The organism is Pseudarthrobacter kochi, assembly GCF_055412805.1.
Window position 1 is genome coordinate 18,541 of record NZ_JBVAYV010000028.1, and the last position, 19,730, is coordinate 38,270.

Genomic DNA, 19,730 nt, shown 5'->3' on the forward strand with positions numbered 1-19,730 from the left:
CCCCACCCGAAGGAGCACCATGACCACCCCCAAGACCCCGGTCGCCGACGCCGGCACCGCGAACCCCGCTGGCGACAACCCGGCGGCTGTTGATTCCGCGGCTGTTGATTCGGCGGTTGCGGAGTTCGCCGCCGCGTACCCGGCCCGCCCGGTCCCGGCGACGGGACCGGTGGACACAGCCCCGATCGTCACCACCCCGGCGGCGCTCGAGGACCTCGACGGGCTTTGGCGGGCCGTGGTGCACGAGACCCGCACCCGCGGCAACGACATCCACCTGCCGATCTCGCTCGCCTTCGCCGAGCGGCTGTGCCGGGCCTACCCCGACGCCGACGCCGAACTGGTCAGGGTGGCCACCCTGCTGCACGACACCGGCTGGGCCCATGTGGACGAAACCCGCATCATCTCCGAGGGCTTCGCGGGCGACTGGCGCAAGGCCGCCATCCGCTACGAACACGAGAAGCAGGGCTGCGACGTTGCCCGCCGGGTGCTGCCGCCGCTGGGCTACTCACCGGAGTTCGTCGAGCGCGTCTGCGGCATCATCGACGGCCACGACACCCGCCCGGTGGCCCGGTCGCTGGAGGACGCATTGATGCGCGACGCCGACCGGCTGTGGCGCTTCGACCAGGCGGGGATTGCCCTGGCCTCCACCTGGTTCAAGATGGACCCGGCCACCTACACCGACCGGCTGGCCTCGGAAATCGTGCCCGAGCTCATCACGCAGGCCGCCCACGACATGGCCACGGCCGACCTGAACCGCTCCACCGCCCTGCTCAAGACGGCGGTCATCCGATGACGGCCGCCACGCACGACGCTCCCGCCGTTGCCGCCCGCGCCGCGCTCAAGCTGCCGTACACGCACGTCGACGACATCTTCATCGACGGCGCCTGGACGCCGGCGCGCGGCACCGGCCGCAACCCGGTCACCGACCCTGCCACCGGCGAAGTCTGGGGCTCCGTGCCGGACGGAACGCCCGAAGACGTCGACGCCGCCGTCGGCTCCGCCCGCCGGGCGTTCGACGCCGGCGAGTGGCCGCGGCTCGCACCGTCGGTCCGCGCGGCGTACCTGCTGCGCATCGCTGACGAAGTGGAGAAGCGTGCCGGGGCGCTGTCGCTGACGAACACCCGCGAGAACGGCTCTCCGGTGTCCGAATCCGCCGGGGCCGCCGCCAACGCCGCGGGCATCTTCCGCTACTTCGCCACCTTGGCCGACTACCTTGAGCGCGAGGACGTGCGGACCTTCCCCAAGGGCGGCGGGGAATCCGTGGTCCGGCGCGAACCGATCGGCGTGTGTGCCCTGATCGCGCCCTGGAACTTCCCGATCAACCTCGTGGTCATCAAGCTCGCCCCGGCGCTCCTGGCCGGCTGCACAGTGGTCATCAAGCCGGCGTCGCCCACCCCGCTGTCGCTCCGGGTGATCATCGACGCGGTGGCCGCGGCCGGGGTCCCGGCCGGCGTCGTCAACCTGGTCACCGGGTCCGGCCGGCTGGGGGATGCGCTGGTGAAGCACCCGGGTGTGGACAAGGTGGCCTTCACGGGCTCGACGCCCGTGGGCCGGAAAATTGCCGCGGCCTGCGGCGAGCTGCTGCGCCCCGTCACCCTGGAGCTTGGCGGAAAATCCAGCGCAATCGTGTTGCCGGACGCGGACCTGGACGCGATGTCCAAGGTGCTGATCCGCTCCTCCATGCGCAACACCGGCCAGACCTGCTACATCTCGACCCGGATCCTTGCCCCCGCCAGCCGGTACGAGGAAGTGGTGGATATGGTCACCACCACCATCGCGGGCGGCAAGCAGGGCGACCCGCTGGACCCGGACACGGTCTTCGGGCCCTGCGCCACGGAATCCCAGTACCGGACGGTGCTGGAATACGTGGAGTCGGGGCTGGCCGAAGGCGCCCGCGCCACCACCGGCGGACGGGCGGCGTCACTGGGCGGCGGGCTGGAAAGCGGGTACTTCGTTGAGCCCACCGTGTTCGCGGATGTCACTGCGGACATGCGGATTTCCCGTGAGGAGATTTTCGGCCCGGTCATCTGCATCCTGAAGTACAACGACGCCGACGGCAGTGCCGAGGAGGCCGTTGCCCTGGCCAATAATACCGAGTTCGGCCTGGGCGGGCTGGTGTTCGGGCGGGACCCGGAGGCCGCGCTGGCCGTGGCCGACCGGATGGATACGGGGTCGGTGGGCATCAACTTCTTCGCCTCCAACCACGCGGCACCCTTTGGCGGCCGGCACGATTCCGGCCTGGGCACCGAATACGGCGTCGAGGGCCTCAACGCCTACCTGAGCTACAAGTCGATCCACCGGAAGGTGTAGGCGCCGCCGTCAGACCAGGCCCAGGTGGCTGGTCAGGATGTAGTCGGCCGCGGCGTGGCCATGCATCCGGAGCCCGTTGCGGCCGGGGACGATCTGTTTTTTCTTCATGGCCTGCCAGAAGGACCTCTCGGTCCGCGGCGCGGCCTGGGTCACGTGGCACCAGCTCATGTAGAGGCCGTAAAGAGGGTCGCCGTCGAGGGTGTCATCGGGACCGACCCCGCGGGTGGTTGCTTCTTGAAGGAATTGGTCGAATTGCGAAGTCACCATGTTTGGTTCTTTTCCGCCAGGTGCGATGGGTGCTGCCGTGTGGCTACAGCAGCTGGAACTTCAACGTCTCGCACGGGACGCCGAAGCGGTTGGACCGGCGTCGAATATCGGCCGGTCCGGGGTTGTCTACACTGTAGACGTTAGGCGTAGACTACCTAATAAGCAAGCTTGCCTGTCTTCCGCAGAAGGGGTGGGACTGTCCGCCCCGACCACGATGGAGGCCCATGACCGCCCCGAAAGAACCGCTCAACAGCCCGGCCCGCGGCGGGAAGGCGAGGCTGAGCCGGGAACTGGTGTTGTCGACCGCGCTGGAGCTCGTGGACCGCGAGGGACTCGACGCCCTGACCATGCGCCGGCTGGGGCAGCAGCTGGGGCGGGACCCGATGAGCCTGTACCGCTACGCGGCCAACCGCGCCGCACTGCTGGATGGCGTGTCCGAGCTTGTCCTGAATGAACTCGCGATTTTCCCGGAGGATCCTGACTGGCAGGCCCAGCTCCGCCGGATCGCGCATGACCTGCGCCTGCTGGCCCTCCGGCACCCGAATGTTGTCCCTCTTCTGGTCACAAGGCCGCTGTCTACCCCGCTGGGCCTTCGCCCGCTGGGGACGCTCCGCCCGCTCGAGCAGATCCTCGCCCTGCTGATCGACGCCGGGTTCGCCGCCGAGGACGCGCTGCACGTCTACCGGGCCTACTACGGGTTTCTGTACGGCCATATTCTCAACGAACTCCAGGAATTCATCGTGGACTGGGACGAGAACGAGGCCCTTCTCCGGCTGGGCCTGCACCGGCTCCCCGTGAAGGATTTCCCCCGCCTCCGCGCCCTGGCCCCCGTGCTCGCGGACTACGACGGCGCCGCCGAGCTGGACCAGGGGATCGACATCCTCCTCTCCGGCCTGGCGGCCCGCCTCTCCGGCCCGGGGAAGCCCGCGGGGGAGGCCCTCGGGTAAATCGGCCCTACCGCCTCCCGTGGCACGGGAACATAATCGGGGCTATCAACCCCGTGCAGAAATTGGAGGCGATCGACGTGTCGGTTTATACGCTGGGAATCTGGCGGGTGCACCCTGGCCGGGAGAATGATTTTGTGCAGGCCTGGCGGGATCTGGCCCGGAAGACCCAGGAGGACTTTCCCCACGCGAAGGCCGTGCTGATGCATGACCGCGACGTCCGGAACCGGTTTATCAGCACCGGCCCGTGGGAGTCGCTGGAGCAGGCCGAGCAGTGGCGGGCGTCCGAGATGTTCAAGCAGACCATGGAGGGCATGCGCGAGATGCTGGAGCATTTCGAGTCGCGCACCCTGGACGAGGCCGCCAGTATTGGCGGGGATACGCCGTAGGGGATACCCGCGGTGGCGGGCATCCCCTCTGACGGGTCTTCCTAGCCGCCGAACGCGGTGAGGTGGTGCTGTGACGCCTCCAGGAGGCGGGTGAAGACGGCCTTGGCGTCCGGTGCCGTGGTGGCGCTCTCGGCTGCGGCGGTCAGGCCCTCGATGTCGGTCTTCTCGACGGTTCGCCCGGCCGCAAGTGCGCCCTCCTGGCTGGCCTGGCCCTGCGCGAGCAGCTCATCGTAGAGCTTCTGCAGGCCGTCGTCCGAGAACACGCCCGCGACGTGGTCAACGGTCGGATCGGTGACGCCGTAACCTTCCATCAGGTTCCGGACGGCCTCGAGATGCTTGGACTCTGAGTTGGCGACCCGGTTGAACACCGGGGCGTCGTAGAGGCCGGCAAAAGCCGTGTACAGGTCATGGGCCACCAGTTCCTCCTCGGCCATGTACGCAAGTTCTGCCCTCTGCGCATCCGTCATGGTGCCGGTGGTGCTGCTCCCTGAGTCCAGACCCGAGCCCTGTCTCGCGCCCTGGCCGCCGGCCTTGCCGTGGCCCATCAACTTGCCGCCGGCGGGGCTGCCGGCCTGATCGCCGGCGCCGTGGCCGTTCGGGGACTGCGCCTGCCCGCTTTGCTGGTGCTGGCCGCCCTGTACGACGGCGGCCACGCCGGGCCCTGCCACGAGAGCGGTAATGACGGCGCCGCCGGCGATTGCTGCTGCAATCATGGTCTTCTTTCGCATGGTGTGCTCCTTGTTCGATTGCCGGAAAACCAGCTTGTAGACACAGGATGCCGCCCGCGTGTGCAGTGCTGCTGGCGACCGTGTGCAGATTGTGTGGAGATTCGTTCCTCCTGCCTTCCGGCGCAAAAGCTGGCATTAGTGTTAGCCCTATGCCCACCGTGCTGGTCGTCGAGGACGAAAAAGACATCCGTGAAGTGCTGCGCCGTTACCTGGAACGGGCGGGGTTTTCCGTCCTGACCACTCCCTCGGGCGCCGAAGCACTGCGGCTTCTGCCGTCCGCTGACCTGGTGGTGCTGGATCTCGGGCTGCCCGACGTCGACGGCACCGACATCCTCCGCGAGATCCACAGGCTCGGAAGCCTTCCGGTGATAGTGCTGACGGCGCGCAGCAGCACTGAGGACCGGATCCGTGGTCTCGAACTGGGAGCCGACGACTATGTGACCAAGCCCTTCAGCCCGCATGAACTGGTCCTGCGGGTGCAGGCCGTGCTGCATCGCTTCGGAGGTGTCCCTGCTGCGGACGCAGCGGCGAGCTATGGTGGCGGCAGGCTGCGAATCGACCCAGGCCTGCACAAGGCATGGCTGGATGGGAACCTGCTGGATCTGACCCCAACAGAATGGGACCTGCTGGACGCTGTGGCGGCATCGCCGGGACGGGTCTACTCGCGGTACGAGCTGGTGAACCGTGTCCGGGGTTACGAATATGCCGGTTACGAGCGCACCATCGACTCCCACGTCAAGAACCTCCGGCGGAAGCTCGGACCCCGAGCCGCAGACGTCGTGGAAACGGTGACCGGCGTGGGTTACCGGCTGGGCCTGCACCGGGATGAGCGGAAATGAGGCACGCAGGGAAGGGCCTCGGACAACTCGGGAAGCGTCTGTTGCTGGCGTTTGTGCTGGTGGCTGTTTCGTCGGTTCTTGTGCTGGTCGCAGCTGCACTGATCGGGGTGGACCGTGGTGTTCATGCAGCGGAGCAGGCGGACCGCAAACAGCTGGCCGCGGCGGCAGCCGCTGCCGCCGCGGGCGCCTATCAACAGGCTGGCGGGTGGGACGGCGCCGATCTGAGTCGTTCCCTGGCCATCGGTGACGCCGCATCGGCGCGCCTGAATATCGTCGACGCCGACGGTAATGTGCTGGCCGGCTCCGGCAACCCGGCCCGGGGAAACGCCGGCCAGGCAGATTCCAGCGGTCAAGGAGCGGTGACCGCCGATGTCGTCGTCGATGGCACTCGAGTCGGTGCAGTGCGGGTCAATCCCGGAGGGATCGGAGGGAATGGTGGAACGAGGATCCTCGACGTTGCCTGGACGTGGATCGCCATCGCTGCAGTGGTGGCACTGACAATGGCTGTCGCCGCGAGCTGGTTCGTCACACGGAGGCTTGTCCGGCCAATCCGCAGCATGACGGAGGCGGCGCGTTCCTTTGGCGCGGGAAACCGGAACGTCCGCACGGCCGGGGATGCACCTGGCGAACTCGGCGACCTCGCCCACGCCTTCAATGACATGGCGGACGCGGTTGTCCGGTCCGATACGGAACGGCGCAACCTCACCGCAGATGTGGCCCACGAGCTGCGCACGCCGCTCGCGGCCCTGCAGGCAGGGCTCGAGGAACTGCGCGACGGACTCATGGAACCGACGCCGGCCGGTCTGGCCGGATTGCACGACCAGTCGCTCCGGCTCGGCCGGGTAGTCGCCGACCTCGCCGAGCTCTCCGCCGTCGAAACGGCGGCGCTCTCCCTGGACCTGGCACCCCTGGACCTTGCCGCGCTCGCTGCCGATGCCCTCTCCCGCTCAGAGCCGCAGTTGCGGGCGGCCGGCCTGGCGACGGAGCTGGAAAGCGCCGGTCCCGTGTGGGTCAGGGCCGACGGCGATCGCCTGCACCAGGCAGTCGGCAACCTGCTGGCCAACACCGCGCGCTACTGCCGGACGGGCGACAAGGTAACCCTCAAGACGTTGGCCGACGGCGGCGAGGCCGTGCTCACCGTCGCCGACACCGGCCCGGGAATCCCCGCCGAGGAACTGCCTCACATCTTTGACCGGCTCTGGCGGGGGAGGGCCGCAGAACAGATCGCCGGCTCCGGCATCGGGCTCGCCCTGGTCCGCGAAATCGTGACCAGCCACGGCGGAACCGTCCAGGCGGCGTCCACCCCGGGGGAAGGGACCACCATCTCCCTGCATCTGCCCCGCCTCCGCTGAGCCGAACGGCCGCACCTTCCGGCGCCCTGATGCGGGGTCACTTCGCGCCTGTCCGGGGCGGTCGGATGGGCTCGAAGTGACCCCGCGTTGCGTGGGATCAGGCGAACAGCTCCTCGCCGACGAATCCGTCCTCACGGCACCCCGGCGGGATGGCGAACACAGCGGAGCCGACAGGCGTCGTCCACTGATTGAGCATGTCCACTTGATCGAGCCGGCGCTGGATGGGCGTGAACTGCTTGTCGACGTCGGCCTGGTAGGACACGAAGATCAGCCCCGAGTCCGAGACCCCACCGGCGCCGGGAGCGGCGTCGTAGTTGTAGGCCCGGCGAAAGATCCGCTGGGAACTGTCCTCCGGCCGGGCCCGGCGCAGGTGCGAGACGTCCGAGATGACCGGGAACCCGAGCTTGGACACGGCGATCAGGTCGGGCTCGTCGTGCTCCTGCGTCCCGGTCAGGGGTGCGCCGTTGGGCAACCGGCGGCCCACGGATTCCTCCCGGCCGACGCGGTCCAGCCCGTCCCACTTGTCCAGATTCATCGCGATCCGGCGGATGACCACCGACGTGCCGTTGGCCGTCCATGCGGGAATTTCCCCGCCGCCCCAGACCACGCGCTCGTTGTCCGGGCTGCCCGGCGCAGGGTTCGACGTCCCGTCCACCTGGCCGAAGAGGTTCCGCATGGTGGTCCCGGACTTTTCACTGCCGTAGGAACGCCGGAAGCCGGTCTGCACCCAGCGGACGGTCGCGAAGCTCCGGCTGTCCTTCAGGAGCATCCGTTGGGCATGCGCCACGGTCAATGCATCATCCGCGCAGATCTGCAGAAGCAGATCACCGTCGGAGAATCCGGGCTGCAGCCGGTCGATGCTGAAGGCCGGCAGCGGCTTCAGCCAGCCCGGCGCCCGGGCGGGGTCCACCGCGGCAACCAGGCCGGGTCCGAAACCGAACGTGACCGTCAGCCGGGCCGGCACCTGGGCGAGTTCGCCCTCGGTGTCGGCCAGGGCCGGTTTTCCCGCGCAGAGGTTCGCGGCGTCGTCGCTGAGCAGCCGCAAGAGCGCCTTGACCGCGGCGCGGGTCGTTCCGGGCCGCAAATCCAGGGCGACAAAAACGCCGTGGGCCTGCGCCGCCGTCGTAATGCCCGCCTGGCGGTCGCCGTGAAACGGAACAACGCCGCTGCCGTGGACGTTCTCCGCGGGATCATCCGGGACGGGGTTCCCCGCCTGCTGGACGCCCGCCCCGGCGAGGTGGGCGCCGGCCGCGGCCAGCGCCCCCAGCCCGGCGGCGGCGCCGCCGAAGAGCAGTCCGCGCCGCGGCAGTTTCCGCGGGGCATCGGGCTCCTCACTGTCCGCGGTTGCGCCGGCGGGCCGCTGGTCCCCGGCGCTCATTTTGAGGTCGACGACGGCGCCGAACCGGGTGCGCTGCCGGTGCTGGAGGGCTGGCCGTGGGACATGCCGGCGCCTTCTTCTTCGACATAGTTCTCGTTGGCGCCGCTGAAGTCCTTCGCCACTGCGGTGAATTCGAAGCTGCCGCCGCCGGCCAGCTCAAGCGTGAACGTGACGTCAGCACCGGGGTTGATCGGCGCGGTAAGCCCCATCAACATGATGTGATTGGCCCCTGGCTCAAGTTTCAGTTCGCCGCCGGCAGGGATCACAAAGCCGCCCTGCTTGGCTTGCATCTGCATGGCGCCGTTGGGTCCCATGGCTGTTTCGTGCAGTTCGACCATCCGGGCCGACGGGGTCGAGGCGCCGGTGACGGTGATGTCGGCGTCGGAGGTGTTCTTGAGGACGCCGAAACCGCCGGTCATACCGGAAACGGCGGCCTTGACCCACGGCTGGCTGACTGCCAGCGCGACGGCCGCATTGGCCGGGGTGGCGGTGGCCGACGGGGATGGTGCCGGCGTCGAGGCTGAGGGGGCGCAGCCGGCGAGTGCCAGGGCCGCCGCCGCGAGAAGGGAAAGGGTAGGGTAAACGAGCTTTTTGGACATGGTGATACTCCTGAATCGGGGCAGCCGGCCGCAGCGGGCCGGCCCGGTAAGTGTTATTCGCTGGGGGATTGCGTGTTGCGCTTGATGCGCCGAAGGCCGATAAATGCCAGATAGATGCCGAGACCGGCGGCCGCAGCCGTTCCGGCGGCAGGCATCCAACCCGGTACCCCGTCACCGGTGCCGTTTGTGGCGGCCGCGCTGGGTTCACTGCTGGCACCAGCGCTGGCGGAGGCCGCCGGCGGCGCGGCGGCAGGATTGCCGACATGAATCCGGTAGCCGCCACTGATCGGGTGACCGTCTGCAGAGACCACCCGCCAGCTGACCTGATAGCCGCCGTCGGGGAGTTCCGGGAGCGCCTGGGTCAGCGTTTCCCGGGTGAGGACCGGTGCGCCTGCTACCCAGTTCCTGTCGTTGTCATCGACGACCCGGACCTCATGGCCGAGCGCCAGCAGGGGCGAACTGAAGGACAGGATGATGCTGGCTGGACTCTTGTCCAGGCGCTCATCGGGCGCTGGACTGGACGAAATCAGCTGGTCGTGGGCGAACGCCGCCGGTGCTGCTGGGAGGCTGGCGCCTACGCAGAGCAGGAGGGCGGCGAGCAGTGTTGCTCCCAAGCCAGGATTCCGCCATGTTTTTGAGCTATTTTTTGTCATGGCTGCTTCCCGCCCCGGCGCTGTCTTGGCAGCGCTGCGGGGCGTATCGGGTGAAGGCGCCGGGCGCCTAGGACACGAGCGGAAGCAGGGGAGGCCCGCGGCGGCGCATCACCAGCAGGGGCGCGCCGAGGTTCCGCAGCGGCCTGACGGGCCGGTTGGCGGGCAGGGCGGCTGCGGGCGGACACGCCGGCAAGGTCTGGAAAAGCGGGAGGAAAGCCGTCACGTGCAGTCGCATCGCCTGCACCAGCCGGACGGCGGCGACCTCGCCGTGGCGCAGGATGGCCACGGTCAGGACGGCGGCAACGGCGTGCCCCAGCCACATCAGCGGCGAGGCGTGGTCCGCCGTGGGGGAAAAGACCGTTCCGGCGGCAGGTTCCAGCAGGGACGAATGGGCCAGGTGGCCGCCGGCCGGAGCGCCGGAAACATGCGGAGCCGCTGCCCAGCTGAAGACCCAGTGGAAGAGTCCCTGGCTCAAAGCCACGCCGGCGGAGAGCCGCCACAGGGACAGCCCGCGGCCCGTGAGGGCGGTGCAGGCCAGCCCGGACAGGGCCAGCGTCAGGAGGAGCAGCGGAAGTTCGGGAGCGTTCCCGCCGGCCAGGAAGTGCGAACCGGCGGCGATGGAGGTCGCGACGACGGCGCCAATCCAGCCGCGTACAAGGCGCAGACCGTGTGCCGTCATTCTTCCTCCTTGCTCACGGGTAATTCTACCGGCTGTCGAAGACTTCGTTGGTGCCTGCTGGGTTCCGGCTCGGATACCAGGCGTGTGTGATGCAGTAACGTCATAATGCCAGCAGCTTTGTGGAGTAAATCGGTCGGGAGAGACGTGAAGGATGACCAGGGGCCAGCATCCGCTTCCCGCGCGGGGCGTGCTGTTGAACGGACCAAGGGAAGCCCTCTCTGGAAAACCGTCAGCGCCGAGCTGCTGCAAGAAGTCCTCGCCGGGGCGTTTGAGGCAGGTTTCCCCGGTGAACTGGAACTGGCCCAACGCTTTGGGGTAAGCCGTGGCACGATCCGGGCCGCCCTGGCACCCTTGCGCGATGCCGGGCACATCACCGCGCACCCCGGGAAGAAGCCCACGGTGGTCGCCGGAAGAAGTACGGCGTACGGACCGATCTACAGCGTCCTGGCGTCCATCCGGGAGTCGGGGATGAAACACCGGAGTGTGGTCCTGGAACAGCACCTGGTGGTCAACCCGGAGGTGGCGGCAAAGCTTTCCCTGGATCCGGACGCCGAGCTCTTCCACCTCTCGAGGGTCCGCCTCGCCGACGGCGAGCCGATCGGCCTCGACCAGGTCTGGCTCCCCGCAGCGACCGCCGAGAAGCTGCTGGAGGCGGACTTCCGTGACGCGTCCCTGTACGGGGAGCTCGACCGGCGCTGCGGCGTCGTGCTTGACGGCGGCACGGAGCAGCTCACTGCCGTGCTCGCCACCCCCGCACATGCGGCCCTGCTCGGGTGTCCGGAGGGCTCCGCGTTGTTGCTGATCGAGCGGACCGGCTGCCACCGGGCGCGCGACCTCGAATTCCGGCGCAGCTATGTCCTGGGCGACCGGGTGGCAATCGCGACCGCCTTTGGCTGCAAGGCCACGCCGCCCCGCCGAGACTAAGGGGCCGCCCGCACGCGAGGCACCGGGCAACGGTCCTCAGAGGTGGCCCTCTTCGCGAATGCCCACAGCAGCAGGGCGATGGAGAGGGCCGCCAGCAGGGGCTGGATCGGTTCGAAGTACTGCATGGCGCCGGACGTGCCGAGGGCCAGCAGAACGAGCTTGTTGCAGACCGGGCAGCCCACGGCAAAGAAAGAGACGATGGTGCCGGCAGCCCCGAAGCGGCCTTTGCTGTCGGACTCTTCGGTGCCGGCCTCGGCGTCGGCCGCGGGTTCACGGGAAAGGTAGGTGGCCAGCAGCAACCCGGTGAGGACGGCCGTGACGCCGAGAACCGGGAAGGACCACCAGGTCGGCGGGACCTCGCGGCTGAAAAGCGGCGTATCGATCAGGTCCGTGGGCACCGCCACCACGATGTACGTGAGGGCGGCGACGCCGGCCGCGGCCAGCCAGCGCCGCGCCGGCCACTGCGCCAGGGCAGCAAGCAAGGTTTCACATTTACTGCGGATCATCGGTCATCCCTGTCTTTGGCTGGCACGGGCTGGCGGCACTGGCGGTCCGGTTGGCCGTGGTCTCCGGCGCATTGTGTTGGCTGGCGGCTTCGGGGGCTTTTCGGTGGGTCATGGGTGGCTCGTTTCGCCGGCTCTTGAAATACAGTGCTATGCCGATCGCGAGAACGACGGCGGCGACCCCGGCGACAGCGACATCGGGGATGCCGGCGGCTGCCTCGGTGGCAACCGATTCTGCCCGGAACTGGTCCTGAACGGTCAGCACGCCGCCCAGCCCCGCCGTCCCGTCGCTGATCAGCAGGAGCACGCCGATGCCGACGGAAATGAGGCCGGAAATGATCATCAGCCAGGAGTTCGACCACGCCCCGATGGTGAGCGGCCGCGGACGCAACCAGCGGCGGCCGGAGATGCCCAGCCGGTCCCACAAGAGGGCCAGGACAAAGAGCGGCAACGCCATCCCGAGCGCGAAGACTGCCAGCAGCGCGCCACCGTAGGCGGCGTTGCCGCCGACTGCCGCGACGGTCAGGATGGAGCCCAGAATGGGCCCGGTGCAGACCCCGGCGACGCCGTAGACGGTTCCCAGGGCGAAGACGGACAACCGGGATGACCCGGTGCCCGCCGTTGGCGTGAGCCCGGAGGGAAGCCGGATTGCGGCGATCTGGGCGGCGCCCAGGACCATCACCAGGGCCGCCGAAACGCCGACCAGGACTGGCCGGTGCAGCGTGACAAGGGAGCCGAGAACCCCGGCAAATATGCCCAGCGGCACCAGGGTGCTCAGCAAGCCCAGATAGAACAGCCCCGTCCGTGCCACCAGCCGGGTCGTGGTGGAGAAGGCGTAGGCAAAGAAGGCCGGCAACAAGAGGGCCGAGCAAGGGCTCAACAGGGTCAGGACGCCGCCCAGGAATGCGCCAGCGTAGCCGATGTCCATTAGTTGCCCCTGGCCGACTTCAGTGCGGCATCGATGGCTTTCTCAAAGCTGGCCAGCGGCTGGGCCCCAACGAGCGGGGTGTCGTTCACCAGGAAGGTGGGGGTGCCGGTGGCGCCCAGGGACGCGGCCTCCTGGGCATCTTTCGACACCGCCGCCTTGAGGTCGGCGGAGTCCAGATCCGCTTCGAACTTCTTCAAATCAGGGACTCCCGCGTCGCCGGCAAGCTGGACGAGCCGCTCCCGGGGCAACTCCGCGTGGCCGCGTTCCGGCGCGATGGCGTAGACCGCCTTGTTGAATTCCCAGAACCGGCCCTGCTCGCCGGCCGCACGTCCGGCGACGGCAGCGGCGGACGACTCCGCCCCGAAGACCGGTAGGTCGCGCCACTCCAGTCTCAGGTCGCCGCGGTCGACGTATTTCGCCACCAGCGGGGGAAGGGTGTCTCGGGAAAACAGCCCGCAGAAGGGGCAGCGGTAGTCGGCATACTCCACCAGGACGACCGGAGCATCCTGGCTTCCGATCGCGGTCGGATCGTCTGCTTTCCGGCGGGACATGTCCAGTTTTTCGCCGGCAGGGCTCTTGGGGTCCTGGGACTGCTGCTGTTGTTCGGTGGCGTCTTTTTGGGCCGCTGCACCTTGGTAGGAGAGCAGTCCCACGAACAGCAGCAGCACGGCGATGCCCAGTGCAGGCAAGACAATCGATGCAGTGCGGGGGCGTGGCTTGGCGGCTGCAGGCCCGGGCTTGGTCAAAGTGGGCATCCGGACTCCTCAGGCGTTCCGTCGAGGAACGAAATGTTTAGACATTTGATAGTCTGCGAGGCTACGTGACATATGTGGCGTTGTAAAACACCCAAAATCCCACTTGGGGACCCGGGCGGGAAGCTGGGCCGCTTTACGCCGGCCCGTCTTCGAGGGAATGTTTGTACATTTCAAGGGGGCGGGCGCTAGCATGCAGGAAACGACCGGCGCGGCTCCGAAGCGGGCGGCCCATCCGCGCCGAAGGAGATCGCATGTCTGAATTTGCGTCCGACTGCCATGCCGAGGACACCGGCGAAAACGGCGGGACCCGTCGGGGCGAGCGCGCAGGGCGGGGCTGGCGCGGGCTCGTGGCCCATTCGGCCGGTCCTTTGGCGGATGACGCACTTGCCGGGGTGCTACGCAGCAGCCAGAACGCTGTTGCGGCGCTCGGACCAGGGGTTCCCATCGAGGCTGTCATCCAGGGGCCCGGGGTGGCGCACTTGGCGGAGGGCTCGGTTTTCGGTGAAGCCATCTCCGCCGCCGTCGCCAGCGGCGTCCGGGTGCTGGCGTGCGGGAACAGCCTGCGGTCGGCGGGGGTGGCTGCGGAGCACCTGCTGCCCGGCGTCGGGATGGTTCCGGCGGCCATCGCCCACCTTGCCGAACGTCAATGGGACGGCTGGGCTTACATCCGCCTGTAGCCAGTACCCGCTCTCCCTGTCAGCTCAGCCCTGTGGCCGCGCCTTTGTGGGGAAAAGCGGGCGGCAGTCGGTGCAGACGTCGACGTCCGAATCTCCTGATCCGCTGCGGCCTAGCGTGACCTTGCGCTCCAGCTCCAGTCGAGCGTGCAAGGCCCATGCCATCACGGCCAGGGACAGCAGCCCGACGGCGATCTGGACTGACGGAAGCGCTTCCCTCGCCGAGCTCGCCCACACCGTGCCGAAGAGGCCCAGGACGGGCCAGCGCAGATCGCACAGCGTCGCCGCCGCGCCGATCGGTGCGTTCACGTAGCTCCCAGCCAGGAAGCCGGCCAGGATCGAGCCCGCACCCACCAGGGCGAAGCCCGTCCAGCCAGTGCCGGCGCCGGCAATCATGCCGTTGGCAGCCACCAGGAAGACGGCGGCAAGGGCGGCCGCAGCGATGGACGTGGCCACCCGTGCCCTGGACCAGTTGCGGAGCACCTGCGGGAGCTGCCGCAGCCGGCTGCGGCTTGCGGGTGCCTCGGCCGTGACCGGGCGGGTGTTCTCTTCGGGTGTGCTATTGACGGTCATGGCTGCTCCTGGTCTTGGGCGGGACGCCGTGGCTGCAGGGCTGTCCAGATGATTACGGTGGCCACCAGTGCGATGGAGAGGAAGCCGAGCCCGGAATACCCGACGGCGGCCAGGACCGGTCCGGCCAGCGCGCCTCCGGTTGCCCCGGCCGCGTTCATGCTCAGATCCGACACGCCCTGGATCGCCGGCCGGTCCTGCACATGCGCCGACTCGGCCACGAGGGCGGACCCGGCAACCACGGAGGCGGACCAGCCCAGCCCCAGCAGGATCAGGCTTGTGGTGACGGCGGTGCCGGAGTCCGGCGCGAGTCCGGCCAGGATGAGTGACATCAGCAGCATTGTCTGGCCCAGCAGGATGGTGGGCAGCCGCCCCACCTTGTCCGCCATCCAGCCGAAAACGGGAGATAGCGCGTACATGCCGGCGATGTGCAGGCTGATCGTCAGGCCCACCACCGTGAGGCTGGCCCCATGGTCGCGCAGGTGCACGGGCGTCATGGACATGAGCGCCACCATCGTGGCGTGGCTGAGGGCGACGGCCGCCACCGCATACCTTGCCCGGGGGTTGCTGCGCAGAATCCGCAGGCCGCTCTTGGGCTTGGGTGCCTCGAGATCGGTAACCCGGGAGGCCATCGCAGTGAGGAGGGGGTCGGGCCGCAGGCCCGCTGCATAGACGACGGCGGCCGCCAGTTGGGCGGCCACGGAAAAGGCGAAAGCGCCCGTCAGCGGGGGCAGGCCAAGGGCGGCCCCGACGATCTCGCCGGGCCCGAACAGGTTGGGACCCAGGACGGCGCCGATCGTTGTGGACCACACCACGATCGAAAGGTCCCGGCCCCGGGACCCGGGGCGGGACAGGTCGGTTGCGGCGAAACGGGCCTGCAGATTCACTGCGGAGCCCGCGCCGAGGAGCATCAGGCCCAACAGCAGCAACGGGAAGACGCCCAGCGAGGCGGCGGTGATTGCCGTGACGGCCCCCGCCCCGGCAATCAGGGCTCCGGTGGACAGCGAGACCTGCCGGCCGCGGGCCTGGGCCAACCGGGCCAGGGGGACGGCCGCGAAGGCGGCGCCCAGGGTACTCATCGTGGCGGCCATGCCGGACCACGCGTTGGACCCGGAAAGCTGCGCTGCAAGCAGGGAGCCCAGGGAAAGCGTCGCTCCCATGCCGATGCCGCCGAGGATCTGGCCTCCGACGAGAACAGCGACCACACGGCGCTGCAGGCGGGGAATTTCCGGGCCGGGCCGGGCCGGGGGTGTGACTGTTTCCGGTCTGGTGGACCGGCCTGGCTTCAAGGCTTCCGGCCGTTCATGTGTGCTCATGGTGATCCTTTGCGTTCCCGGGCATGGCCCCTGCGGCCGGGACACCTTCAATATACCCTATGGGGTATTATTGTTGGTATTAGGTGCGGCATCCGCGGCACCCCGATTTTGGAGATCCTATGTGCGCTGCAGTTCGTTGTAATCGTTGCGGAAAAATCACCTGGGCCGGCTGCGGCGAGCATGTCGACTCGGTCATGGCCGATGTACCCCAGGACCAGCGCTGCACCTGCGGCGACTAGGGCAAAACGCTGATGACCCGGGATCTATGAGCCCCGGGATTTACGATCGGGGCCGGTCCGGGTCTAGTCCGGGACCGGCCCCGTTCGGTCCGGATGGATATTGCCCGAGCCATATTTGAACGCTACGCCCTCTCCGGCGATGGTAGCGCTGGCGTCCCCTCTGACCACTCACCGGGCAGCATCCCTACAGATCAGAGCGGGCCGAATTTCCGGTAGCCGACAGGTGTTATCGTTTTCAGCAGCGCCGCTACACAGCGGCGGAGAAGTACCCGGGAGTTATCAGTGCGGCACGGATCCAAGCCCACCATCCGCGACGTCGCGGAGGCCGCAGGGGTGTCCCTGACCACTGTCTCCTACGTGCTTTCGGGCCGTCCCGGCGGCAACACCCGGATCAGCCAGCCCACCCAGGACCGCGTTCATGCCGCGGCCCGCGAACTGGGCTATGTGCCGAACCGGGCCGCCCGCGGGATGCGGCGCGGACGCACCGACGTCGTGGCGGTGGCCATCACCGACCTTGAGGATTCCTGGGACCGCGCGCTCGCCGTGGCAGCCGCCGGGACCCTGCCCCGGCACGGCTACCAGCCGGTCATCCTTGTGGGCGGGAGCTGGCGGCAGTTCATGCTCTCAGGAGGCGCCGACGCCGTCATCCTCGGCTCGAAGCCGGCGGAGCGCACCGCCGCCGACCTCGAGACGATGACGGAACTCGCTGCCCGCGGCGTTGCCCAGCTGGCCTTCTCGGACACTCTGCAGCCGGACGGCGTCGACGTGCTGGCGCCGGGGGCCGCGGGCACGGCGGATGCGCTCGCCGAGCGCGCCGTCGCGATGATGCTCGAACGGCTGCGCGGCTAAACGCCCTGGCCGGGCGCCGGCCTTTACGAGTCCCGCAGCGGGCGCCGCGCCAGCCACGCCGCTACGATCGCGCCGGAGATGTTGTGCCAGAGCGAGAACACGGCCGACGGCAGCGCCGTCAGCGGGCTGAAGTGCGCCGTGGCCAGGGTCGCGGCCAGGCCCGAATTCTGCATGCCGACCTCGAAGGCCAGCGCGCGGCGGGCCTTGTCATCCAGGCGCCCCAGCTTGCCGGCCAGGTACCCCAGGCCCAGGCCGAAGCCGTTGTGCAGCACCACGGCAAGGAACACGATCCCGCCGGCGGCGACGATCTTGCTGGCGCTGCCGGCCACCACAATCGCCACAATCAGGGAAATCACGACGGCAGAGGCCCAGGGCAGGACCGGCAGCACCCGGGCCACGAGCTTCTTGAGGAAAAGGCGGGCCAGCAGGCCGGCGATCACCGGCAGCAGGACGGTCTTGACGATGTCCAGCACCATGCCGCCGGCGTCGATCTGCAGATAGGAGCCGGCCAGGAACAACACCAGCAGCGGCGTCACGATCGGGGCGATCAGGGTGGACACGGAGGCGACGGCGACCGAGAGGGCGACGTCGCCCTTGGCCAGGAACGCCATCACGTTGGACGCGGTGCCCGAGGGTGCGCAGCCCACGAGGATCAGGCCTACGGCCAGTTCCGGCGACAGGTTCAGGGCGACGGCGATCAGCCAGCCGGCACCTGGCATGATGACGTAGTGCGCCACAATGCCCAGGACCACGGCCCAGGGACGCTTCGCCACGGAGGCGAAGTCAGGCGGGGTCAGAGTCAAGCCCATGCAGAACATGATGATGCCCAGGAGATACGGCACGCTGGGGCCGAGTGGCTTGAAGGCGCCCGGCAGCAGGTACCCGGCGACACCGGCGATGACGACCAGCAGCGGGAAAACGGTCACCGCGATGCGGGCGATCTTGGCCTCGGCGGCGAGGGCGGGATTGACCGGGACCGCGCCAGCGCTGGTCTCCGGGGCGGACTGCGGGGTTTTGGTTGCCTCAAGCATCCAAGCATGGTGCCACTGCCGGCGCCCCGGAACCAGTTCGTGACCGTTCCGCAGGCGAATATGTCAGATTTCTTTGGGGCGGCCGGCCCGCGGGAGGCGGCTCCCGGCGCCCACGGTAAAGTTGCCCTTGCAGGACGAGCCGGCCGCTTCGGGCCGACACCCTCGCCTCCTGACTTCCCTTCCGGCGCGTTGCGGCGCCCCACTTTGCCGACGTCCCCCAGCCGTTGCTGAATACCGAAGCCGCCGCGTCGCGCCTTCCCGAGACTGAACGGAGCCAGCAATGGCCACCAAATCCGCCCCGGCCCTGACTCCGGAGCAGCTCCAGTCCGTCCGTGGCACCCTGCGCTCCCCGCGCCGGCTGAAGACCGAGGTCCTCGGCGGGCTGGTCGTCGCATTGGCCCTGATTCCGGAGGCTATCGCCTTCTCGATCATCGGCGGCGTCGATCCGCGGATCGGTCTCTTCGCCTCCTTCACCATGGCGGTCACCATCGCCTTCGTCGGCGGCCGCCCGGCAATGATCTCGGCGGCTACCGGCGCCGTTGCCCTCGTGATCGCCCCGCTGGTGAAGTCCCACGGCCTGGACTACCTCGTCGCAGCGGTCATCCTGGCCGGCGTCTTCCAGGTCATTCTGGGCTTGTTCGGGGTGGCGAAGCTCATGCGGTTCATCCCGCGCTCGGTTATGGTCGGCTTCGTCAACGCCCTGGCCATCCTGATCTTCATGTCCCAGGTCCCCGAGCTGATCGGCGTCCCCTGGCTGGTCTACCCGCTCACTGCACTGGGCCTGCTGATTGTCTTCGGACTGCCCCGGCTGACCCGGGCCATCCCCGCGCCGCTTGTGGCGATCGTGGTCCTGACGCTCATCACGGTGCTGGCCGCCGTTGCCGTTCCCACGGTGGGGGACAAGGGTGCGCTGCCCGATTCCCTGCCGGCCCTGTTCATCCCGAACGTGCCGTTCAGCCTCGAAACCCTGCAGGTTATCTTCCCGTACGCTCTGGCCATGGCCTTCGTGGGGCTGCTCGAATCCCTCATGACCGCGAAGCTCGTCGACGACATCACCGATACCCGGTCCCACAAAACCCGAGAGGCCTGGGGTCAGGGCGTGGCGAACATCGTCACCGGCGTCTTCTGCGGCATGGGCGGCTGCGCGATGATCGGCCAGACCATGATCAACGTCAAGGCCTCCGGCGCCCGGACCCGGATCTCCACCTTCCTGGCCGGTGTATTCCTGCTGATCATCGTGGTGGTCCTCGGCGATATCGTCTCGCTGATCCCGATGGGCGCCCTCGTGGCCGTGATGATCTTCGTTTCAGCGGCGACCTTCGACTGGCACAGCATCCGGCCGTCCACGCTGAAGGCGCTGCCCAAGAGCGAAACGCTGGTCATGGTCGCCACCGTCATCGTCACCGTGGCCACCCACAACCTGGCGATCGGCGTCAGCGTCGGCGTGCTGGTGGCGATGGTCCTGTTCGCCCGGCGTGTGGCGCACTTCGTGACGGTGGAACGGACCGTGGCAGAGGCCGACGGCGTCCCGGTGGCCACGTACGTCGTGGACGGCGAACTCTTCTTCGCCTCCTCCAACGACCTCTACACCCAGTTCGAATACGCCCTGGACCCCGATCGTGTGGTCATCGACATGCATGCCAGCCACCTCTGGGACGCCTCGACGATCGCCGCACTGGATGCCGTCACCGAGAAGTACCGGCACCACGGCAAGGACGTGAAGATCGTCGGCCTCAACGATGCCAGCATCCTGATGCGCGAACGCCTTGGCGGCAAGCTCGGCGCGGGCCACTAGGGCGGGAG

23 protein-coding genes are annotated in these 19,730 nt (G+C 68.5%); 11 read left to right on the forward strand and 12 right to left on the reverse strand.

Features of this window, described 5'->3' with window-relative positions; translation table 11 throughout:
* Positions 1-19: 19 nt before the first annotated feature.
* Positions 20-793 (forward strand): HD domain-containing protein, encoded by a 774-nt coding sequence (locus tag ACZY0Y_RS13730; RefSeq protein WP_463958516.1) that lies wholly within the window; start codon positions 20-22, stop codon positions 791-793.
* Positions 790-2,310: an aldehyde dehydrogenase family protein gene (locus tag ACZY0Y_RS13735; RefSeq protein WP_463958517.1), complete on the forward strand. Its 1,521-nt coding sequence runs from the start codon at positions 790-792 to the stop codon at positions 2,308-2,310. The genes ACZY0Y_RS13730 and ACZY0Y_RS13735 overlap by 4 nt, the downstream gene beginning before the upstream one ends.
* 9 nt (positions 2,311-2,319) lie before the next feature.
* On the opposite strand, the gene ACZY0Y_RS13740 is transcribed toward ACZY0Y_RS13735, so the two are convergent.
* Positions 2,320-2,577 carry a hypothetical protein gene (locus ACZY0Y_RS13740; RefSeq protein WP_463884702.1) on the reverse strand — a complete coding sequence of 86 codons (258 nt, stop codon included), beginning with the start codon at positions 2,575-2,577 and terminating at the stop codon, positions 2,320-2,322.
* Positions 2,578-2,801: 224 nt separating this feature from the next.
* Here ACZY0Y_RS13740 and ACZY0Y_RS13745 point away from each other — a divergent pair, with 224 nt between their 5' ends.
* Positions 2,802-3,524: a TetR/AcrR family transcriptional regulator C-terminal domain-containing protein gene (locus tag ACZY0Y_RS13745; RefSeq protein ID WP_463958518.1), complete on the forward strand. Its 723-nt coding sequence runs from the start codon at positions 2,802-2,804 to the stop codon at positions 3,522-3,524.
* Positions 3,525-3,601: 77 nt separating this feature from the next.
* Entirely contained in the window at positions 3,602-3,910 is a 309-nt protein-coding gene (locus tag ACZY0Y_RS13750; protein WP_463958519.1) for an antibiotic biosynthesis monooxygenase family protein, read from the forward strand.
* Between the two features lie 41 nt (positions 3,911-3,951).
* Here ACZY0Y_RS13750 and ACZY0Y_RS13755 read toward each other — a convergent pair whose 3' ends face one another.
* Positions 3,952-4,638, reverse strand: coding sequence for a DUF2202 domain-containing protein (locus ACZY0Y_RS13755; RefSeq protein WP_463958521.1), 687 nt, complete (start codon positions 4,636-4,638; stop codon positions 3,952-3,954).
* Between the two features lie 149 nt (positions 4,639-4,787).
* Here ACZY0Y_RS13755 and ACZY0Y_RS13760 point away from each other — a divergent pair, with 149 nt between their 5' ends.
* Both ACZY0Y_RS13760 and ACZY0Y_RS13765 read left to right on the forward strand, forming a co-directional pair.
* Positions 4,788-5,477 carry a response regulator transcription factor gene (locus ACZY0Y_RS13760; RefSeq protein WP_463884696.1) on the forward strand — a complete coding sequence of 230 codons (690 nt, stop codon included), beginning with the start codon at positions 4,788-4,790 and terminating at the stop codon, positions 5,475-5,477.
* A complete protein-coding gene (locus tag ACZY0Y_RS13765) occupies positions 5,474-6,829 on the forward strand; it encodes a sensor histidine kinase (protein ID WP_463958523.1) in 1,356 nt (451 codons plus the stop codon). Before ACZY0Y_RS13760 ends, ACZY0Y_RS13765 begins: the two co-directional genes overlap by 4 nt.
* Positions 6,830-6,926: 97 nt before the next feature.
* Here ACZY0Y_RS13765 and ACZY0Y_RS13770 read toward each other — a convergent pair whose 3' ends face one another.
* From ACZY0Y_RS13770 to ACZY0Y_RS13785, 4 genes are all read right to left on the reverse strand, one after another.
* On the reverse strand, positions 6,927-8,207 hold the full coding sequence (locus ACZY0Y_RS13770; RefSeq protein ID WP_463958525.1) for a Dyp-type peroxidase: 1,281 nt from the start codon (positions 8,205-8,207) through the stop codon (positions 6,927-6,929).
* A complete protein-coding gene (locus ACZY0Y_RS13775; protein WP_463958527.1) occupies positions 8,204-8,806 on the reverse strand; it encodes a copper chaperone PCu(A)C in 603 nt (200 codons plus the stop codon). The genes ACZY0Y_RS13770 and ACZY0Y_RS13775 overlap by 4 nt, the downstream gene beginning before the upstream one ends.
* 53 nt (positions 8,807-8,859) lie before the next feature.
* Positions 8,860-9,420, reverse strand: a complete 561-nt coding sequence (locus ACZY0Y_RS13780) for a copper resistance CopC family protein (RefSeq protein WP_463884689.1) — start codon at positions 9,418-9,420, stop codon at positions 8,860-8,862.
* A gap of 106 nt (positions 9,421-9,526) precedes the next feature.
* On the reverse strand, positions 9,527-10,138 hold the full coding sequence (locus ACZY0Y_RS13785; RefSeq protein WP_463958529.1) for a hypothetical protein: 612 nt from the start codon (positions 10,136-10,138) through the stop codon (positions 9,527-9,529).
* 144 nt (positions 10,139-10,282) lie between these two features.
* On the opposite strand from ACZY0Y_RS13785, the gene ACZY0Y_RS13790 reads away from it, so the two are divergent.
* On the forward strand, positions 10,283-11,062 hold the full coding sequence (locus ACZY0Y_RS13790) for a GntR family transcriptional regulator (protein ID WP_463958531.1): 780 nt from the start codon (positions 10,283-10,285) through the stop codon (positions 11,060-11,062).
* On the opposite strand, the gene ACZY0Y_RS13795 is transcribed toward ACZY0Y_RS13790, so the two are convergent.
* Genes ACZY0Y_RS13795 through ACZY0Y_RS13805 form a run of 3 tightly spaced genes read right to left on the reverse strand, consistent with a single transcriptional unit; the run spans position 11,059 to position 13,248 of the window.
* Positions 11,059-11,568, reverse strand: a complete 510-nt coding sequence (locus tag ACZY0Y_RS13795; RefSeq protein ID WP_463958532.1) for a hypothetical protein — start codon at positions 11,566-11,568, stop codon at positions 11,059-11,061. The genes ACZY0Y_RS13790 and ACZY0Y_RS13795 overlap by 4 nt on opposite strands.
* Positions 11,555-12,493, reverse strand: a complete 939-nt coding sequence (locus ACZY0Y_RS13800; RefSeq protein WP_463958534.1) for a cytochrome c biogenesis CcdA family protein — start codon at positions 12,491-12,493, stop codon at positions 11,555-11,557. Before ACZY0Y_RS13800 ends, ACZY0Y_RS13795 begins: the two co-directional genes overlap by 14 nt.
* Positions 12,493-13,248, reverse strand: a complete 756-nt coding sequence (locus ACZY0Y_RS13805) for a DsbA family protein (protein WP_463884681.1) — start codon at positions 13,246-13,248, stop codon at positions 12,493-12,495. Before ACZY0Y_RS13805 ends, ACZY0Y_RS13800 begins: the two co-directional genes overlap by 1 nt.
* A gap of 251 nt (positions 13,249-13,499) precedes the next feature.
* Between ACZY0Y_RS13805 and ACZY0Y_RS13810 the strand changes: the two genes are divergently transcribed.
* Positions 13,500-13,925 (forward strand): DsrE family protein, encoded by a 426-nt coding sequence (locus tag ACZY0Y_RS13810; protein WP_463958536.1) that lies wholly within the window; start codon positions 13,500-13,502, stop codon positions 13,923-13,925.
* A gap of 24 nt (positions 13,926-13,949) precedes the next feature.
* Here the strand turns inward: ACZY0Y_RS13810 and ACZY0Y_RS13815 are convergent, their stop codons facing one another.
* Together ACZY0Y_RS13815 and ACZY0Y_RS13820 are read right to left on the reverse strand one after the other, a co-directional pair.
* Complete coding sequence (locus ACZY0Y_RS13815) at positions 13,950-14,495, reverse strand: hypothetical protein (protein WP_463958537.1); 546 nt, start codon at positions 14,493-14,495, stop codon at positions 13,950-13,952.
* Entirely contained in the window at positions 14,492-15,808 is a 1,317-nt protein-coding gene (locus ACZY0Y_RS13820; protein WP_463958538.1) for an MFS transporter, read from the reverse strand. Before ACZY0Y_RS13820 ends, ACZY0Y_RS13815 begins: the two co-directional genes overlap by 4 nt.
* Before the next feature lie 119 nt (positions 15,809-15,927).
* On the opposite strand from ACZY0Y_RS13820, the gene ACZY0Y_RS19895 reads away from it, so the two are divergent.
* Together ACZY0Y_RS19895 and ACZY0Y_RS13825 are read left to right on the forward strand one after the other, a co-directional pair.
* The gene (locus ACZY0Y_RS19895; protein WP_498049657.1) at positions 15,928-16,047 is read left to right on the forward strand and encodes a DUF8730 family Cys-rich protein; all 120 of its coding nucleotides are present in this window, start codon (positions 15,928-15,930) and stop codon (positions 16,045-16,047) included.
* 282 nt (positions 16,048-16,329) lie between these two features.
* Entirely contained in the window at positions 16,330-16,896 is a 567-nt protein-coding gene (locus ACZY0Y_RS13825) for a LacI family DNA-binding transcriptional regulator (RefSeq protein WP_463958540.1), read from the forward strand.
* A gap of 23 nt (positions 16,897-16,919) precedes the next feature.
* Here the strand turns inward: ACZY0Y_RS13825 and ACZY0Y_RS13830 are convergent, their stop codons facing one another.
* Positions 16,920-17,927, reverse strand: coding sequence for a bile acid:sodium symporter family protein (locus ACZY0Y_RS13830; protein ID WP_463884670.1), 1,008 nt, complete (start codon positions 17,925-17,927; stop codon positions 16,920-16,922).
* Between the two features lie 280 nt (positions 17,928-18,207).
* Between ACZY0Y_RS13830 and ACZY0Y_RS13835 the strand changes: the two genes are divergently transcribed.
* Positions 18,208-19,722 (forward strand): SulP family inorganic anion transporter, encoded by a 1,515-nt coding sequence (locus ACZY0Y_RS13835; protein ID WP_463958542.1) that lies wholly within the window; start codon positions 18,208-18,210, stop codon positions 19,720-19,722.
* The last annotated feature ends 8 nt before the right edge of the window (positions 19,723-19,730 follow it).